The organism is Luteibacter sp. RCC_6_2 (assembly GCF_041360655.1).
Taxonomy (GTDB): domain Bacteria; phylum Pseudomonadota; class Gammaproteobacteria; order Xanthomonadales; family Rhodanobacteraceae; genus Luteibacter.
This window is the reverse complement of the sequence record NZ_JBFUPQ010000002.1, coordinates 269,807-285,544: the sequence shown is the minus strand read 5'-3', so window position 1 is coordinate 285,544 and position 15,738 is coordinate 269,807. Positions and strand designations below refer to the sequence as shown.

Genomic DNA, 15,738 nt, shown 5'->3' with positions numbered 1-15,738 from the left:
CCGGACGCGGGCTCATCGAGCCATCTCCGACTCATGCAACAAGCTGCGGATGCGCGTCTCGATCCGCTGCCAATCGGGCATCACCAGGCGCTGGTAGTGCAAGTTGACCATGGCCTTGTATTCGGGGATGAAGAACTCGTGGCTACAGGTGGCGCGCCGGAATACCCCGTCGATTTCGACCATACGCCCGTTCTGCATACGCACCCCATCGGGGATGGCCTTCGGCGAACATTTCAGCACCGTGCGCGGGAGACCGTCCTCGCCCATGTCGAGGTACCAGTCGTCGTTCATCGAACTCTCCGGCTCGGCGGCGCGCGTACCTGGACCGTACACCTCGACGTAGTAACGTCGCAGCTTGTCGAAGTCCGTGTAGTACGGCGTCAATCCGTGCACAGGCGCGCCCTTGATGCGCAGGTGAAGATTGTCGTTGGGGCGCTTGAGGTCTTCCGGGTCCGACGGGTTGTACGGCTCGATGGAGCGCCGTGGAAGCACCCGATACTGTTCGTCGCTCAGCCGGTCCAGGTACGACACGTTGATGCGCAGGGATGCAAGGAACCGATCGTTGTCCTTGTACATGTCGAAGCCATACGGCAGCGGCTCCAGCGTCGGCCAGTCGAGGACGAAGCCGAGTTCCATGTGATCGCCCGACGGCTGAAGATACGCATTGAACAGCTTCGATAGCAACCGGAACCGGTGCGGCCCGAGACACACCACTTCGCTCCCCTCGGGATCCTGGGGGAAAGTGGCGGTGCCGCAATCGCCTTCGGGCACCGCCACATAACCTAGCTCTTTCTGCGCCGGCGCGGAGCACCCGGCGACCAACGAGGCCAGCAGCACGGCCAGGGGTTTCGGAAACGGCATGGGTTCTCCTTGAGCGGGAACGGGTAGCGGTGGCGCGATGTCCCGTGTCGCCACGACCCGGCAACGCATGGCATGCGACATGGATGTGGCGAACACGGCTTGCTCGCCCGCGCGTAACGCCAGTAAGGCATCGGTGTCCGCGCTCGGATAGAACGGATAGGACGGGCCCCGCCGGGAAGCCGCATGCTTGCCGATGGCTGACGCCTCGCGCGCGGCCAGCGCACGATCGCATGGCGCCTGCACGGCCAGCACACCGAACCGGTGCATGAGCGCAGCAGCCATGCGCCCATAGGTGTCGTAGAGCGTGGCCATGCTCCTGACCGACGCCAGACAACGAAAGCCATCGACGGGGCCTTGCAGACAGGGCAGCGGCGGCCACAGGTCCAGGCCGTGGATGACGATCAGCGCACGCTCGTCATGCATTGCGTCCCGCCATTGCGCGACGAGGGCTTCGATCAGCGGCACCGCGTCGCCTCGTCGGGCGTAGGGCACGTCGAGGTAGGCGGTGGTGCTCGCCACCGCGGACAACGGCAGCCGGGCACCGCGCGTGCCTGCATCGAGGTCCACGCCCGCGAAGGTTTCCAGCGGCGCACGCAGCCGCGTACCGATGCTGCGCAGGGCGTCGTCGTCCAGCGCCGCCGCCTCGCGCAAGGCATCCCGTGTCGCCGGGCGCAACGCCGGGTGGCGTGCGAGGGTGGCGAGGACGCGGCGATCCAGCGATCCCCCGCCGACGGCGAGCAGTCGCCACAGGTCGCCCGGGGCGGGCGGAACGTTTTCGCCGGCCGCACGCATCACCTCGTCGAGAGCGGTCACCAAGGTGCGGAACATGCCGCGCACATGGCTGGCGCGCGCGCGGTCGGTGCGATCCCGCTCCGGGTACCAGCAGGCCGCCAGCGCATCCAGCGCCGACCGGTCCAGACCCCAATCGGTCCAGGCGATCGCCAGCGGATTCCACGGACGGCCACCGCCGAACGGGGCCAGGCGGTGTACGTCACCAAACGCCGCGCGCCAACCGGCCGTGGCGCCGTGCATCGCGCCGTCGAGGTCGATGACCAGTAGCGGTCCGCGGTTATCGCGCACGGCACCTTTCAGCACCGCATGGGTGGCGCCATAGGTCGGTGCGGCCAGCAGCAGCGATTCGCCCGGGGGCAGGCGATAACGGCGTAGCCGGTGCGTGGTCAGGACCGGTTGTCCCGGCGAGCCCGTACCGCCGTGCGGCCAGTCCGGAGGCGCGAGGAAATGAGGCCCGTACGGCCGCGGGTGCCGTGCGCGCGACCACCGCAAGAGACGTGCGAACCCGTACCCCCAGGCAGCCGGTGCCAGCGCCAGCCCGAGACCAGCGGCCCAACGGATGCGTGTGGCGTACGCCGCGAAGGCGGGCAGATCCAGTGCCTGCCAGTACGCGTAGGCCAGGCCGAACCGCAGCGAGGTAAGTGGCAGGCCGAGCACCGCGAGGATGCACGCGCCCGCCAGGTAAGGAGCGATCACGATCGCGCCCAGGCCTCCCAGGCCTGCTCCAAGGCGCCACACCAAAGGCATCATGCCGGTTCCAACGACGTCCGAAGCGCGGATCCTGCCATGGTCCGTGACGAGGAATCAGGGATGAATCGCGAAACGGCTTAAAACAAGCGGTTTCGACGCCGTCACGGTGTAGGTGCCGTCTTTCATCGGCTCCGGACTTTCGCAAACCGACGACTGGTCGCCGCTGCCTCCGCCCCATGAAGGGGGTACGCTGCCGCCGTCCTCCGGGTAATCTTGACCGCCAACCTCCGCGGTCACGGAACCATGTCCCCCGTACTTGCTCTCACTTCCGACTTGATACGCCGCCGCTCCGTGACGCCAGACGATGCCGGATGCCTGCCACTGATCGCGGATCGCCTCGCCAAACGGGGATTCCGCATCGAGCATTTGCGTTTCGCCGACGTCGACAACCTTTGGGCGACGCACGGTAATGACGGCCCGGTGCTGGCTTTCCTGGGCCATACGGATGTCGTGCCGACGGGACCGGAAAATGCATGGCGCTCACCGCCGTTCGAACCGACGGAACGCGATGGGATGCTTTACGGCCGTGGTGCCGCCGACATGAAGGGTTCGGTGGCGGCGATGGTCGTCGCGCTGGAACGCTTCGTCACGGCCCATCCGGATCATTCCGGTACCGTGGGCCTGTTGCTTACCAGCGATGAAGAGGGCGTGGCCCTGCACGGCGTGCGCGAGGTGGTCGATCACTTCGCGAAGACCGGCCAGCGCATCGACGCCTGTGTCGTCGGGGAGCCCTCCGCGAAGGCGAAGCTCGGTGACCTCATTCGCGTGGGTCGCCGGGGCTCGCTATCCGGCACGCTGACCGTGCGCGGCGTGCAAGGGCATGTCGCCTATCCCGAGAAAGCAAAGAATCCGATCCACGTCGTCGCCCCCGCCCTCGCGGCGCTGGTCGCGGAACGCTGGGACGAAGGCAATGCCGACTTCCCGCCGACCTCGTTCCAGGTGTCGAACATCAACGCGGGCACAGGGGCGAACAACGTCATCCCCGGCGAACTGGTGGCGCTGATCAACTTCCGTTTTTCCACCGCGAGCACGGCCGATTCATTGCGGGAGCGCAGCGAAACGATCCTGCGCGCACACGGTGTCGATTTCTCGATCGACTGGCACCTTTCCGGGCATCCGTTCCTGGCCACGCCTGGCGGGCGCCTTCGCGAAGTGGTGGTGGGTGTATGCCGCGACCTGTGCGGAATCGATCCCGAACAGAGCACGGGCGGTGGAACCTCGGACGGCCGCTTCATCGCCCCCATGGGTGCCGAAGTGATCGAGCTGGGGCCGGTGAACGCCACGATCCACAAGGTGGACGAGTGCGTGTCGGTCGCCGATCTCGAGCGTCTTCCGGATCTCTACGAGGCGATCTGCGAACGCATGCTGCGCTGACCTCGGCCCGCTGTCACTTGCGCTTGGGAAACACCGCGATCATGCCCGCGTAGGGCTTGGTCATGAACGCGGGCGCGCCCACGTAACCGTCGTCGGGCGTGTACGCCTGGGAAATCGTCCCGTCGAGGAAGAGCGCATCGCGGCACCCGATCTCGTCGCGGAACAGGCGGGCGAAGCTGTGGAAATTCACGGGTGCGCGGCTGACCACGAAGACGACGTCGTGCGAGGTCTTCGCACAGACGCCGCTTCGCCATTTCATGCTGTCCGAGCCGTTGTCGAACTGCGTGTTGATCTCGCCGTCTATCACCAGCATGGGACCGGACTGCGTGGCCCAGCGCGGTTTCCGGCCGGCGGCACGGAAGGCCTCGCTCGTGCGCACTTCCGCGCTTCCGTCCTCGTACACGGCGAATACGCCATTGGGCAGCAGCGAGAAGTTTCCCGACCGCGGGTTGCCGTGGACGAGGTTGAGTGGAACGATGGTCTTACCGTCCTCGACATATAGCCCGAGCGGTTTGAATTCGCGGTCGTAGATGCCGGCATTGGTGGCGAACGCCAGGTGGCGCCCCTTGGCGTCGGTCCATGTCTTCAGCGTCTCCAGGGTGCTGAACGGCTGGCCGCTGTCCGGGTTGCGCCAGTGGAGTTCGATATCCTCGTCGCGCGTGTCCACGGTGACCACGAAATAGGACTGGCTGTCGAATACGACGTCACGGCCATCGACGGCATCGGCCGGGTCCGCACAGCCCATGGCCAGCCCGGTGAGGGCGGCGAGGGCGAGGATGCGAAGGCCGACATGGCGGAACATCAGGGAGAAGGAAGGATGGAGCATCCGCCGATGTTCGCCGGGGCGGAGGGGCAGTGCAAGGGCCGAAGGCGCCAGTCCCGTGTGGAGGGCGTAAACTTCGGCGTTTTACCCCGATCCCACCTCCGCCATGCCTTATACGCCTATCGTCGCCACCCTCGGCTATGTACTGTCGCCCGACGGCAAGCGGGTCCTCATGATCCACCGCAACGCCCGGAAAGACGACCATCACCTGGGCAAGTACAACGGCCTTGGTGGAAAGATGGAGCCGGGCGAGGACATCGCCGCGTGCATGCGCCGGGAGATCAGGGAAGAAGCAGGTATCGAATGCCAGGAGATGCGCCTGCGCGGCACCCTGAACTGGCCCGGCTTCGGCAAGCATGGCGAAGACTGGCTGGGCTTCATCTTCGTGGTGACCCGCTTCGAGGGGGCGCCGCTGGAATCGAATCACGAGGGCGCGCTGGAATGGGTGGCGCTGGAAAGCCTGCAGGACCTTCCCATGTGGGAGGGCGACCGTCATTTCCTGCCGCTGGTATTCGACGCCGACCCGCGGCCATTCCATGGCGTGATGCCGTACAAGGACGGGCGGATGGTGTCGTGGGATTTCACCCGGCTGTAGAAGCATCGCCGCTGAAGCGGCTTCCCACCCGGCTACAGCACCCTGGGTGGGTCCATCGATTGCAGCACATCGGTTGGAAAGCTGCAGCACACTGGAATGGAAAGCCGCAGCTCACCGGGTGGGAAGCCGCTTCAGCGGCGATGGCCCCGGCAGGGGCCCGTGCGAGGCCCTACCGAAGCCCAACGCCTCAGCCCGTCGTCTCGATCCGCTCCACGCGCCGCAGACCGCGCGGCAACACACCGCCCCGGGTGGCGCGATTGCCGCCGTACTCGACGAGGTCGGCCCACCGCAGGGTGAGCTTGCGCTGCCCCGCGTACAGGGTGACTTCGCCCTTGCCTTCGGTGACCACGGCGACGCCAACCACGCGCTCTTCGCCCGAGGCCAGCTTGGCCTTCGGAACTTCGATGAGCTTGTTGCCCTTACCCTTGTCCAGCTCCGGCAGCTCGGCCACCGAGAACATCAGCAGATGTCCCTCGCTGGTGACGACGACGATGCGGTCGCGCGAGGGATCGGCGGTGATCGCCGGCGCCAGCACGCGCGCGCCATCGCTGAGCGAAATGATCTGCTTGCCTGCCTTCTGGCGACCCGTGAGCGCCTCGAAGCGGGTGACGAAGCCGTAGCCGAAATCGGTGGACAGGATGACGCGGGTATCGTTGTCCGCGGCGACCACGGCATCGAAGCGCGCGCCCGCCGGCGGACTGAACCGGCCGGTGAGCGGCTCGCCGTTGCCACGCGCCGACGGCAGCGTATGCGCCGGCGTGGCGTAGGCACGGCCGGTGGAGTCGATGAAGGCCACTTGCTGCGTCGTGCGTGCACGCGCCACGCCGAGCAGGCTGTCGCCATCGCGGTAGGAGAGCGCCTCGCCGTCGATGTCGTGGCCCTTGCCCGCGCGCACCCAGCCCTTCTGCGAGAGCACCACGGTGACCGGCTCGGACACGACCAGCGCGCTTTCGTCCAGTGCCTGGGCGGCGCTGCGCTCGATCAGCGGCGAGCGGCGCTCGTCGCCGTACTTCTCGGCGTCGTTGCGCAGTTCGTCCTTGATGAGGCCCTTGAGCTTGGCCGGCGATTTCAGGAACACGTTGATGCGGGCGCGCTCTTCCTCGAGCTTGTCGCGTTCCTCGTTGATCTTGAATTCCTCCAGGCGCGCCAGCTGGCGCAGCTTCGTCTCGAGGATGTAGTCGGCCTGTTCGTCGTCCAGCTTGAAACGCGCCATCAGGATCGGCTTCGGCTCGTCCTCGGTACGGACGATGCGGATCACCTCGTCGATGTTGAGGTAGGCGATGCGCAGCGCTTCCAGCAGGTGGAGGCGCCGTTCCACGCGGCCCAGACGATGATTCAGGCGCCGGGTGACCGTGTCGGTGCGGAAGCGCAGCCATTCGCTGAGGATGACCTTCAGATCCTTCACCTGCGGGCGGCCATCCAGGCCGATCATGTTCAGGTTGACGCGGAAGCTCTTCTCCAGGTCGGTCGTGGCGAAGAGGTGCTGCATCATTTCCTCCACGTCCACGCGGTTCGAACGCGGCACGAGCACGAGGCGGATCGGGTTCTCGTGATCGGACTCGTCGCGGAGGTCTTCGATCATCGGCAGTTTCTTCGCGCGCATCTGCGCGGCGATCTGCTCGAGGATCTTCGAAGGGGAGACCTGGTGCGGCAGGGCGGTGATGACGATATTGCCGTCGTCGCGCTCGTACACGGCGCGGGCGCGGATCGAGCCGGTGCCGTTCTGGTACATCGCCAGGATCTCGCGGCGCGGCGTGATGATCTCGGCCGTGGTCGGGTAGTCCGGCCCGTGCACGTGTTCGCAGAGGTCGGTGATCGTCGCGTCCGGATCGTCGAGCAGGCGGATGCAGGCGCTGGCGACCTCGCGCAGGTTGTGCGGCGGGATGTCCGTGGCCATGCCCACGGCGATGCCCATGGACCCGTTCAGCAGCACGTGCGGTACGCGCGCGGGCAGCCACGATGGCTCTTCGAGCGTGCCGTCGAAGTTCGGGACCCAGTCCGTGGTGCCATGGCCGAGCTCGGACAGAAGCACTTCCGCGATCGGCGTGAGGCGCGACTCGGTGTAGCGCATGGCCGCGAAGCTCTTCGGGTCGTCCGGCGAGCCGAAGTTTCCGTGGCCATCCACCAGCGGGTAGCGGTAGGAGAACGGCTGGGCCATGAGGACCATCGCCTCGTAGCACGCCGAATCGCCATGCGGATGGAACTTGCCGATGACGTCGCCGATGGTGCGCGCCGACTTCTTCGGCTTGGCGGTGGCCGCGAGGCTGAGCTCGCTCATGGCGTAGATGATGCGACGCTGGACCGGCTTCAGTCCGTCGCCCACGAAGGGCAGGGCGCGGTCCAGCACCACGTACATGGAGTAATCGAGGTAGGCCCGCTCGGCGTAGTCCTTGAGCGGGATCTGTTCGTAATTGGCTTGCAAATTCATGGGCTTGAGCATCCGGCTGGCGCGCCACGGCGCGTCGTTAACCGGACGATGGTGCCAGAAAGGCGTCTCAGGAGCGAAGACCGGGCGCGAGCGCCCATCAGTTCAACGGCTTGCCGGCGTCCACGTCCTTCAGGAACTTGACCAGCCCGGCGAAGTACGTCTTCTGGTCGTCGTACATCGCCATGTGCGAGCCCTGCGGGCAAAGCAGGAAGCGGGCGTCGGGCATCTTCTTCGCCATGGCCTCCATGTAGGCCGGGTCCATGGTGTCGTAGCGGGCGCCGATCACCAGGGTGGGTACCTTGATGGTCTTCAAGGCCTGGCTGCGGTCCCAGTGCAGCAGCTTGCCGCTGGCGCCCAGTTCGCTGGGACCCTGCATGGTCACGTAGATCTGCTGGTTGAGCCGCGAGAACGCACGCTCCACCGGGTCGGGCCACTGCGCGGCCGGCATGCGCAGGACGTGCTGCTCGTAGTGCATGGGCATGAGCAGGGCCATGTATTCCGGGTCGGCGGTCTTGTGCCCGGCTTCCAGGCGCTTCACCTCGGCGAGTTTTTTCTGGTCCATCGCCGGCATCAGCACCTTGCTGGCATAGGCGTTGTACGCCGGGATGCTGTCCATCATGTTGGAGATGATCAGCCCCTTGAGGTGCTGCGGATACTTCAACGCGTACTCGATGGCCAACACGCCGCCCCAGGAATGGCCGAGGAGGTAGAAGTTGTCCTTGTCCAGGTGCAGGGCCGTGCGGACCTGCTCCACTTCGTCGACGAAACGGGGAATCTCCCATAGCGACTCGTCCTTGGGATCGTCGCTGAAGGCCGAGCCGAGCTGGTCGTAGTAGTAGTACTCGATGCCCTCACCGGGAAAATAGCTGTCGAAGGCTTCGAAATACTCGTGCGTGGCGCCCGGGCCACCGTGCAACAGGAGCACCTTGATGCGCGGATTGTTGCCGACGCGCTTGGTCCACACCCTGAACTTGCCCTTGGGCGTGTCGATGACGATCGTCTTCACTCCACCCGAGAGGACGTCGTCGCGGCCGGTATTGTCGAAGTAGGAGGAGGTCGTGGCGGTCGGCGCCGTGCCCGCCTGCGCGCCCAGCGCGACAAGGCAGACCATGAGGGTGGCAAGTAGTCGTCGCATTGATTACCCCTTGAAGTGTGATGATCGTCATCGGCATGTGGCGACGGCCTCCCCGGCCCTCACGCCACGCTCACCTTCCCGAAGCGTACCCGAACGAAATATCCTGCGTTCACCCGTGAGCCAAGACCGGCTTGTTCCCATGGTCGTTTTCTAGTGGGAAGGACGATGGTCAAGGACATCTCGGCGGACGGCCTGCGGGGCCTCGCCGCGGCGAACGTATTGTTGTGCCACCTGTTCCTGGCCTTCCTGCCGGGTGGTTTCGCCTATATCTACCCGGATACGACGACGCCTGGGGCCATGCAGGGGGTGGTCGATCATGTCATCGCTTTCCCGCCCTTGTCCGTGCTGTGGAACGGCCAGTTCGCCGTATGCATTTTCTTCGTCCTGAGCGGCTACGTGCTGACCAAGTCGTTCCTCGACACCGGCGACCTGGGGATCTTCCGCCTGCGCGCGTCGCGCCGTTACCTGCGCCTTGGCGTGCCGATCTTCGGCGCCGTGATGTTCGCGTGGCTCGTCATGCGGATGGGCTGGAGCCATGCCGCGGAGGCGGGGCGGCTGTCGGGTTCCACCTGGATCGCCGACTTCTGGAAAGAGCCGCACGATCTCGCCGAGGCGCTGCGGGACGGCACGTACCGGACCATCCTGGGCGGCTGGTCGCATTTCAATCCCACGCTGTGGACGATGAAGATCGAGTTGCTGGGCTCGATGTTCGTCTTCGCCTACCGGTCGCTGAACCTGTCCGGGCGGCGGGGTGGGCTCGGCTTCTTGCTTGCGGTTGCCGGCCTCGCCTGGTTCTTCCCGCACGACTGGCCTTATTACGCCGCTTTCCTGGCAGGCAGCCATGTCGGCGAGGCACGCCTGACGACATCGAGGCCGCTGCTCGCGGCGGCCATGGTGGTGGCGGTGGTTTGTGGAGGATTCGATGTCTCGCCCTGGTACGACTGGACACGCATCCTGCCGCTGGCCGACAACGAACGAAAAGCCTTCTTCAACGTGCTGGGTGGCGTCCTCCTGCTCTACGTGGTGAGGTGCGGCGTGCTCGACCGGGTGCTACAAAGCCGCCCCGCGCAGTTCATGGGGCGCATTTCCTATGCGTTCTATCTCGTGCACCTGCCGATCCTGCTGAGCTTCTCGGCGTGGTTCTTCGTGATCATGAGCGAGCGGTTCGCGCTCGATCCTGTCGCCGCCGCGATGCTCACTGTGCCGGCGACCTTCGCGATGGTGATCGCCGCGGCAGTGGTGTTCGACCGCAGTTTCGACCGCTGGGGCATCCTTCTGGCCCAACGGGTCTTCCCGGCACCGCGCACACGGGTGAAAACCGTTTCGGTGGTGCTCGGGTCCGCGGGAGTCCGCAGGCGCGTGCGCTACCTTCGCCGTCGCCCGGCCGAGCGGCAGGCGCGTCGAAGCGGAGGGTGACGAACGGGCCATGCGCGCGAATCGTCGCCGCTGGATGATCCGGCGACATCCCGATGACGAGAGACGCTCATGTCGCTTTACAGAACGGCCTTGCTGTCCCTCGCATTCCTTCCGCTGGCCGGAACGGCCGCCGCCGCCGAGGGCACGCCCGAGGCCGCGGTAGCCCGCTACGTGAAAGCGGAACACGATTTCGACCTTCCCGCGCTGCGCGCGATCCTGCTACCCAATTTCGTCGAGGTATCGCCGCGCGGGGAAGTGGACGAGCACGATGCCGTGCTCGGTTTCTACGCCCCGGAAAAGAAGGGCGAGATGCCACCGACGTCACTCGACGACGTGAAGGCACGCGTCCACGGCAACAGCGCCTTCGTCACCGGCAGCGTGGTCTTCACGATGAAGGGCATGCAGCGGCGCCTGACCCTCGGCGCCAGCGTCGTCAAGGGCGCCGAGGGCTGGCGCATGGCATCGGCGCAGTACACGCCGGTGCCGCCGAAGGCGCCGCCGTTGCCTCCCGTCGCGCCGCAGCCGCCGGCGGCACCGCAGCCGCCGGTTCCTGGTGGTTGAGCTTTCGCGTCAGAGCGTGAAGTCGGCCTGCACCGGGAAATGATCCGAGGGGTAGCGCCCATCCTTCGATGAGGTGACGGTTTTGACCGACTTCGCCTCGACACCGCGATAGAGAATCCAGTCGATCCGCTTGGTCGCCTTGCCGGTGAAATCGTGGAACGTCTCCGCGGGGCCGTCCTGCTTCGGCGCGGCGTTCCATGCATCCTTCAGCGACGCGGTGAGCGACTTGTGCGTTTCGCTCTCCGGACCGGTGTTGAAGTCGCCCGTGAGGATCACCGGCACGTCGGCCGGCAGCTTCGCGATCCACGCGGCGATCTCCCGCGCGCTGCGCGAACGGGCGTCTTCGTCCTGGTCGCGGTAGGGGAAATGCGTGTCCAGCAGGTAGAAGCGCTTGTGGTCGCTGGTTCGCTCGAACAGCGCCCAGTTCACCATGCGCGGGAAGACGTTGCCCCAGGTAATGCTTGCGATCTTGTCCGGTGTATCCGAGAGCCAGAAGTCGCCGGATTCGACTACCTTCAGGCTGTCCTTCCGGTAGAAGATGCCCATGTGCTCGTCGCCGTGCGCGCCGAAGCGGTCGCGGCCGAACCATGTGTATTCCGGCAGGCGTTCGATGGTGTCGTCGCCCTGCTGCTTGTACAACTCCTGGGTGCCGATGACATCGGGATGCAACTGCCGGATGGTGTCGGCGAACAGGTCGCGGCGCTTGTCCCAGCCATTGGGTCCATCCTTGCCGGTCATCGTGCGGACGTTGAACGTCATCACTTTCAGGTCGGCCGCCGTGGAGGGAAGGACGGCCGCCGCGATGGAAAGGGCGAGGGCGATTCGAGGGAGAAGGGTCATGGCTACCTGCTTCTGCGGGACGATCGCCCGACTATAACGGCGCATCCGCGTCGGTGTCGTGACCTGTGTCGATATCGGGCGGGTGAGGCACAATGACCGGCAGAAGACGATTGGCAGAGGCTTGCATGGCGACGCATGGCGACAAGGCACCCGAGAGCGGACGCAATGGCCGCAAGATCGCATTGATCGTGATCGCCGTGGCGTTCATCGCCTCGGCGACGACGGCGATGCTCGCCTTCACGGCGTCGCATCGCGCGCGCGAGGCCGATGCCAAGGCACTGGAGGCCGACGGCGGCGACCTGCGTGAAATGATTTCCGATTGGCGATCGTTCCGAATCGACGCGGAGAAGGCGGCCCCCGAGGATCGCCAGCCGCGTGTCGATCGCCTCATCACTCGTATCAACGCGCTGTCCGACTGGAAGCCGCGCACTCCGTGTGGTCAGGAGACGCGTGATCGCTTGCGTGGCGTCATGGAAGAACGTGCGCGGCGGTTGATGCGTGATCCGTCAGCGCAGGATGCGACCCATCCGCCTGCCGATGAAATCACCTTGCTCGAATCGATTTGGCATACATGCGCCGTGCAGCCGGGCCTGGACGTGAATATCTGATGGTGTCGGTGTTTGCGGCACTTGGATCATCTGGAGAACGACGATGGTTTGTGCGATCCGCCATGCCGCATTTGCATGGATTATCGGGGCTGCCCTTCCAGTACCGGCGGCGGCGACGAGCCTGGCCGAACTGAGTGGAAATTGGGCCCTCCACATCGACGGCAAGGCGATGATAGTGCTGCGTCTGGAAGGCAGTGCGGCTAAGCCAGCGGGAGAAATGGTTCAACCGAAAGGCATGAGCGTGACGAATGGCCTTTTTTCTGTCGCTGACAACGCTCCCGATAGCCATTCCCTGTCGCGGTTCGTAGATAAGGGGGATTACGCGCTTGTGACGTTCCGTGACGCTACCGGGAAGACGACAGATTTCGAACTGCGGCCTGAATCAGGGAGGGTGGAAGTTGGAATAGCTGGCGTCCCATCCGGCGTCGGGCTCGGACCCTGGATCTTTGATCGCGCGGGCGCCCGAGAGATCGTTGCAAACGATTGGCAGCCCGGTCGTTCGTATGTATTGGGAGACAGCGACGTGCCGAGTGCGGAGATGGCTGGACTTTACCGCGAAGACCAAGAGGCTCGACAGAAGAGTTCCATCGATTGGTCTGCCGTCTCGAGTGGAGATGCGTTGCGTCGAAAGCGCACGCGCGAGCTGATCGTGAATGGGTCGCTACACACCGGTTCCGACTACAAGGAAGCGGCTTTCGTCATGCAGCACGGCACGACATCGGACGACTTTCTACTCGCACACTCGTTGGCGTTGGTTGCGATGGCGAAGGGCGAATCGTCAGCCGCGTGGATCGCGGCTGCGACGCTGGATCGCTTTCTCTGGTCGAAGGGCCTTCCCCAGATCTACGGAACTCAATCGAAGGATGACGGTAAGGGTGGGAAAACGTCCCAACCTTTCAATGACCGCCTTGTCGACGATCACCTCAGACAACAACTCGGCGCGACCAGTACGAACAAGCAATGAGTCCGCGGGCCGCGGCAGGTGTGAAAGTGTCGGGAGGCTTTTGAGGAAATGGTGGCCGAGGACGGAATCGAACCGCCGACACGGGGATTTTCAATCCCCTGCTCTACCAACTGAGCTACTCGGCCACGGGTGCCTGCAACGAGCGTTGCGGCGAGTGGAGCCGCGTATTAAATCCGTTGGGAGCGTCTGCGTCAAGCGTCCCGTTCGGGCGGGACATAGCCGGCCGGCTGGACCACGTCGCCGCCGAAGAAGTATTTCTCCATCTCGCCGCTGAGGAAGCTGCGCGTCTTCGGATCGAGTGGGGAGAGCCGCATCTCGTTGATCAGCATGGTCTGGTGGGCGAGCCACTGGGCCCACGCTTCCTTCGAGACGTTCTCGTAGATGCGCTTGCCGAGATCGCCGGGCCAGGGGGCGAAATCGAGGCCTTCGGCGTCGCGGCCGAGTTTCACGCAGTGGACCAGTCGCGTCATGGGGTTATCTCCGGAAGGTTGTCGAGCAGCGTGCGCACCGGGGCCGGCAGGCCGAGCGCCGCGATCTCGTCGCGGCCGCACCAGCGCCGGTCGGCCCGGTCCGCCATGGCGGCGAGCGGGGCCGCATGGTCGAACAGGATGGGCGATACGTCCAGCTTGTAATGGCTGAACACATGGGTGAAGGCAGGCAACGGGTCCGCATCGCCGACGCGGGCGAAGGCGGATGCCGCGCTGCCGGCCGCATCGGGGTCCGCTGCCTCGGGCAGGCTCCACAGGCCGGACCACACGCCTTGCGGGCCGCGTTTCTCTAGCAGGATGCGGCCGCCCGCGTCGCGCAGGAGCAGCATGGCGACCGAGCGCGTCGGCACCTTCTTGCCGGGCTTTGCGGTAGGCAACACGGCGGTGAGACCGTCGCGGTGGGCAACGCACGAGGCGGCTTGCGGGCACAGCAGGCACAGCGGTTTGCTGCGGACGCAGACCGTGGCGCCGAGATCCATGATGGCCTGGGTGTAGTCGGCCGTCCGTTCTTCCGGCGTGTGCTCGTCGGCATGCCGCCAGAGTTGTTTCTCGACCGCGCTTTCACCGGGAAAACCAGCGACGCCGTGATACCGCGAGAGCACGCGCTTCACGTTGCCGTCGAGGATGGGAAAGCGCAGCCCGTGTGCCTGGGCGAGGATCGCGCCCGCCGTGGAACGGCCGATGCCGGGCAGGGCCATCAACGCGTCGAGGTCGCGCGGCAGTTCGCCGCCATGCCGTTCGACGCACAGCTGCGCCGCCTGATGCAGGAACCGCGCACGACGGTAGTAACCGAGGCCGGACCAAAGGGCGAGCACCGTGTCTTCGTCGGCCTCGGCCAGGGCCGCGAGGGTCGGCAGGCGTTCCACGAAGCGCTGGAAATAACCGATGACCGTGACCACCTGGGTCTGCTGCAGCATGATCTCCGACAACCACACGCGATACGCATCGCGTGGGTGCTGCCAGGGCAGGTCCTTGCGCCCATGGTGGTCGTACCAGCGGAGCAGTTCGCGCGCGAACGTATTCATGGCGACACGCTGGGCCCGGCCGTCGCGCTCGACGCCGCCGGTGCGGGCACGCTGGGCGTCGCACGGATGCGCAACCCTTTCACGTGTACCGGTCCGGCATCGAGGGCCTTCGCATCGACGGTCCCGAGCAAGGGCGGCAGCGTGGGCGAGCCACCGGCGTTGATCCCGCCCCACCATTCGGCGAACGCGATCGGTGGAATGCGCAGGTCGGTGTGGTCGTTGTCGCCATCGAGCTTGATCGCGATATAGAGCGGGTCCTGCTGGTTGGCTGGCGTGACATCGAGCACGATGTCGTACGGCGTGCCCGACGCGCGCGTCATGCGGCCAGCCAGCGAAGCGCCGACGTCCGCACCGCCGCGCCATGTGGCGCTCCCGCGCAAGGTGGTCGAGAAGGTGGGCTTGCTCGCCACCTCGAGTGCGAGGTCATCGAGCGTGAGCACGCCACGTGATAGGCGAGGCGTGGTCTCCAGCTCCAGCGTGTACGGCGAATCGCCCGCCGTGTTGGCGGCGAGCGCGAGGTTGAATGGACGTCCATTCGCCAGCCGGCCGGCATCGATGTCCACGTTGGAGAGGAAGAGCTGGTTGCCGCGGGTGAGCGTGCCGCGGGTGACGCGGAAGCCCGCATCGATGGTGGGCAGGATCGCTCCCGCCGTGGACGGGCGCGAGGGCAGGGTATCGAGATAGGCGGATACCGCATTCAGGTCGATGCGCGCGCCTTCGACCTCCAGCCGGGAGATCCGCGTGCCGCCGCCCGTCAAGGTGCGCCAGGGAAGCACGAGCTTGCCGCGCGAAGCGACGATCATCGGCGTCCCGGCACCTTCGGCGCGCAACGTGAGTCCTTCCAGTTCCAGCGCCGGTTTCGGCCAGAGGGTGGGACTGGCGGGGCTGGCGAGGGTGAGGTCGAGGCCGGCGGCGCTGGCGCGGGATTGCAGCAAGGCGGTAAAACGCTCGGGCTGGAGCACCACGTACGTGGCGATGAAGGCGGCCAGCACGAGCACGACGATCGTTCCGCCGGCCGCGTAGAGTCCGATCCGCAGTCGACGGTTCATCGCCGCGTATCCTGCGCCATCGCCTTCAC

The 15,738-nt window shown here is 65.7% G+C and carries 14 protein-coding genes and 1 tRNA gene; 6 read left to right on the top strand and 9 right to left on the bottom strand.

All coding sequences use genetic code 11. From position 1 onward, the window contains the following. Positions 1-12 precede the first annotated feature (12 nt). Positions 13-2,403, bottom strand: a complete 2,391-nt coding sequence (locus AB6730_RS03120; protein ID WP_371022196.1) for a hypothetical protein — start codon at positions 2,401-2,403, stop codon at positions 13-15. A 243-nt stretch (positions 2,404-2,646) separates the two neighbouring features. On the opposite strand from AB6730_RS03120, the gene dapE reads away from it, so the two are divergent. Continuing rightward, positions 2,647-3,777: a succinyl-diaminopimelate desuccinylase gene (gene dapE / locus AB6730_RS03115; protein WP_371022195.1), complete on the top strand. Its 1,131-nt coding sequence runs from the start codon at positions 2,647-2,649 to the stop codon at positions 3,775-3,777. Positions 3,778-3,790: 13 nt separating this feature from the next. Here the strand turns inward: dapE and AB6730_RS03110 are convergent, their stop codons facing one another. Beyond that, positions 3,791-4,603 (bottom strand): phosphodiester glycosidase family protein, encoded by an 813-nt coding sequence (locus AB6730_RS03110; RefSeq protein ID WP_371022194.1) that lies wholly within the window; start codon positions 4,601-4,603, stop codon positions 3,791-3,793. A gap of 103 nt (positions 4,604-4,706) precedes the next feature. Between AB6730_RS03110 and AB6730_RS03105 the strand changes: the two genes are divergently transcribed. Then, positions 4,707-5,195 (top strand): NUDIX domain-containing protein, encoded by a 489-nt coding sequence (locus AB6730_RS03105; RefSeq protein WP_371022193.1) that lies wholly within the window; start codon positions 4,707-4,709, stop codon positions 5,193-5,195. A gap of 187 nt (positions 5,196-5,382) precedes the next feature. Here the strand turns inward: AB6730_RS03105 and parC are convergent, their stop codons facing one another. Continuing rightward, positions 5,383-7,623 (bottom strand): DNA topoisomerase IV subunit A, encoded by a 2,241-nt coding sequence (gene parC / locus AB6730_RS03100; protein WP_371022192.1) that lies wholly within the window; start codon positions 7,621-7,623, stop codon positions 5,383-5,385. Between the two features lie 97 nt (positions 7,624-7,720). Then, complete coding sequence (locus tag AB6730_RS03095) at positions 7,721-8,758, bottom strand: proline iminopeptidase-family hydrolase (RefSeq protein ID WP_371022191.1); 1,038 nt, start codon at positions 8,756-8,758, stop codon at positions 7,721-7,723. 165 nt (positions 8,759-8,923) lie between these two features. Between AB6730_RS03095 and AB6730_RS03090 the strand changes: the two genes are divergently transcribed. Beyond that, positions 8,924-10,174 (top strand): acyltransferase family protein, encoded by a 1,251-nt coding sequence (locus AB6730_RS03090; RefSeq protein WP_371022190.1) that lies wholly within the window; start codon positions 8,924-8,926, stop codon positions 10,172-10,174. Between the two features lie 69 nt (positions 10,175-10,243). Further along, positions 10,244-10,735 (top strand): nuclear transport factor 2 family protein, encoded by a 492-nt coding sequence (locus AB6730_RS03085; protein ID WP_371022189.1) that lies wholly within the window; start codon positions 10,244-10,246, stop codon positions 10,733-10,735. Between the two features lie 9 nt (positions 10,736-10,744). On the opposite strand, the gene AB6730_RS03080 is transcribed toward AB6730_RS03085, so the two are convergent. After that, positions 10,745-11,575, bottom strand: coding sequence for an endonuclease/exonuclease/phosphatase family protein (locus tag AB6730_RS03080; RefSeq protein ID WP_371022188.1), 831 nt, complete (start codon positions 11,573-11,575; stop codon positions 10,745-10,747). 125 nt (positions 11,576-11,700) lie between these two features. On the opposite strand from AB6730_RS03080, the gene AB6730_RS03075 reads away from it, so the two are divergent. Beyond that, on the top strand, positions 11,701-12,183 hold the full coding sequence (locus AB6730_RS03075) for a hypothetical protein (RefSeq protein ID WP_371022187.1): 483 nt from the start codon (positions 11,701-11,703) through the stop codon (positions 12,181-12,183). 43 nt (positions 12,184-12,226) lie between these two features. After that, positions 12,227-13,147: a hypothetical protein gene (locus AB6730_RS03070; RefSeq protein WP_371022186.1), complete on the top strand. Its 921-nt coding sequence runs from the start codon at positions 12,227-12,229 to the stop codon at positions 13,145-13,147. 49 nt (positions 13,148-13,196) lie between these two features. On the opposite strand, the gene AB6730_RS03065 is transcribed toward AB6730_RS03070, so the two are convergent. From AB6730_RS03065 to AB6730_RS03050, 4 genes are all read right to left on the bottom strand, one after another. Further along, a tRNA-Phe gene (locus AB6730_RS03065) sits at positions 13,197-13,272 on the bottom strand. 66 nt (positions 13,273-13,338) lie between these two features. Then, positions 13,339-13,617, bottom strand: coding sequence for an oxidative damage protection protein (locus tag AB6730_RS03060; RefSeq protein ID WP_371022185.1), 279 nt, complete (start codon positions 13,615-13,617; stop codon positions 13,339-13,341). Then, entirely contained in the window at positions 13,614-14,660 is a 1,047-nt protein-coding gene (mutY, locus tag AB6730_RS03055) for an A/G-specific adenine glycosylase (protein WP_371022184.1), read from the bottom strand. The genes AB6730_RS03060 and mutY overlap by 4 nt, the downstream gene beginning before the upstream one ends. Next, positions 14,657-15,709, bottom strand: coding sequence for an AsmA family protein (locus AB6730_RS03050; RefSeq protein WP_371022183.1), 1,053 nt, complete (start codon positions 15,707-15,709; stop codon positions 14,657-14,659). Before AB6730_RS03050 ends, mutY begins: the two co-directional genes overlap by 4 nt. Between the last annotated feature and the right edge of the window lie 29 nt (positions 15,710-15,738).

Bases quoted from the DNA above. Each gene is read 5' to 3' on its own strand.
- AB6730_RS03120 (WP_371022196.1), bottom strand. From the start codon at position 2,403: ATGATGCCTTTGGTGTGGCGCCTTGGAGCAGGCCTGGGAGGCCTGGGC.
- dapE (WP_371022195.1), top strand. From the start codon at position 2,647: ATGTCCCCCGTACTTGCTCTCACTTCCGACTTGATACGCCGCCGCTCC.
- AB6730_RS03110 (WP_371022194.1), bottom strand. From the start codon at position 4,603: ATGCTCCATCCTTCCTTCTCCCTGATGTTCCGCCATGTCGGCCTTCGC.
- AB6730_RS03105 (WP_371022193.1), top strand. From the start codon at position 4,707: ATGCCTTATACGCCTATCGTCGCCACCCTCGGCTATGTACTGTCGCCC.
- parC (WP_371022192.1), bottom strand. From the start codon at position 7,623: ATGAATTTGCAAGCCAATTACGAACAGATCCCGCTCAAGGACTACGCC.
- AB6730_RS03095 (WP_371022191.1), bottom strand. From the start codon at position 8,758: ATGCGACGACTACTTGCCACCCTCATGGTCTGCCTTGTCGCGCTGGGC.
- AB6730_RS03090 (WP_371022190.1), top strand. From the start codon at position 8,924: ATGGTCAAGGACATCTCGGCGGACGGCCTGCGGGGCCTCGCCGCGGCG.
- AB6730_RS03085 (WP_371022189.1), top strand. From the start codon at position 10,244: ATGTCGCTTTACAGAACGGCCTTGCTGTCCCTCGCATTCCTTCCGCTG.
- AB6730_RS03080 (WP_371022188.1), bottom strand. From the start codon at position 11,575: ATGACCCTTCTCCCTCGAATCGCCCTCGCCCTTTCCATCGCGGCGGCC.
- AB6730_RS03075 (WP_371022187.1), top strand. From the start codon at position 11,701: ATGGCGACGCATGGCGACAAGGCACCCGAGAGCGGACGCAATGGCCGC.
- AB6730_RS03070 (WP_371022186.1), top strand. From the start codon at position 12,227: ATGGTTTGTGCGATCCGCCATGCCGCATTTGCATGGATTATCGGGGCT.
- AB6730_RS03060 (WP_371022185.1), bottom strand. From the start codon at position 13,617: ATGACGCGACTGGTCCACTGCGTGAAACTCGGCCGCGACGCCGAAGGC.
- mutY (WP_371022184.1), bottom strand. From the start codon at position 14,660: ATGAATACGTTCGCGCGCGAACTGCTCCGCTGGTACGACCACCATGGG.
- AB6730_RS03050 (WP_371022183.1), bottom strand. From the start codon at position 15,709: ATGAACCGTCGACTGCGGATCGGACTCTACGCGGCCGGCGGAACGATC.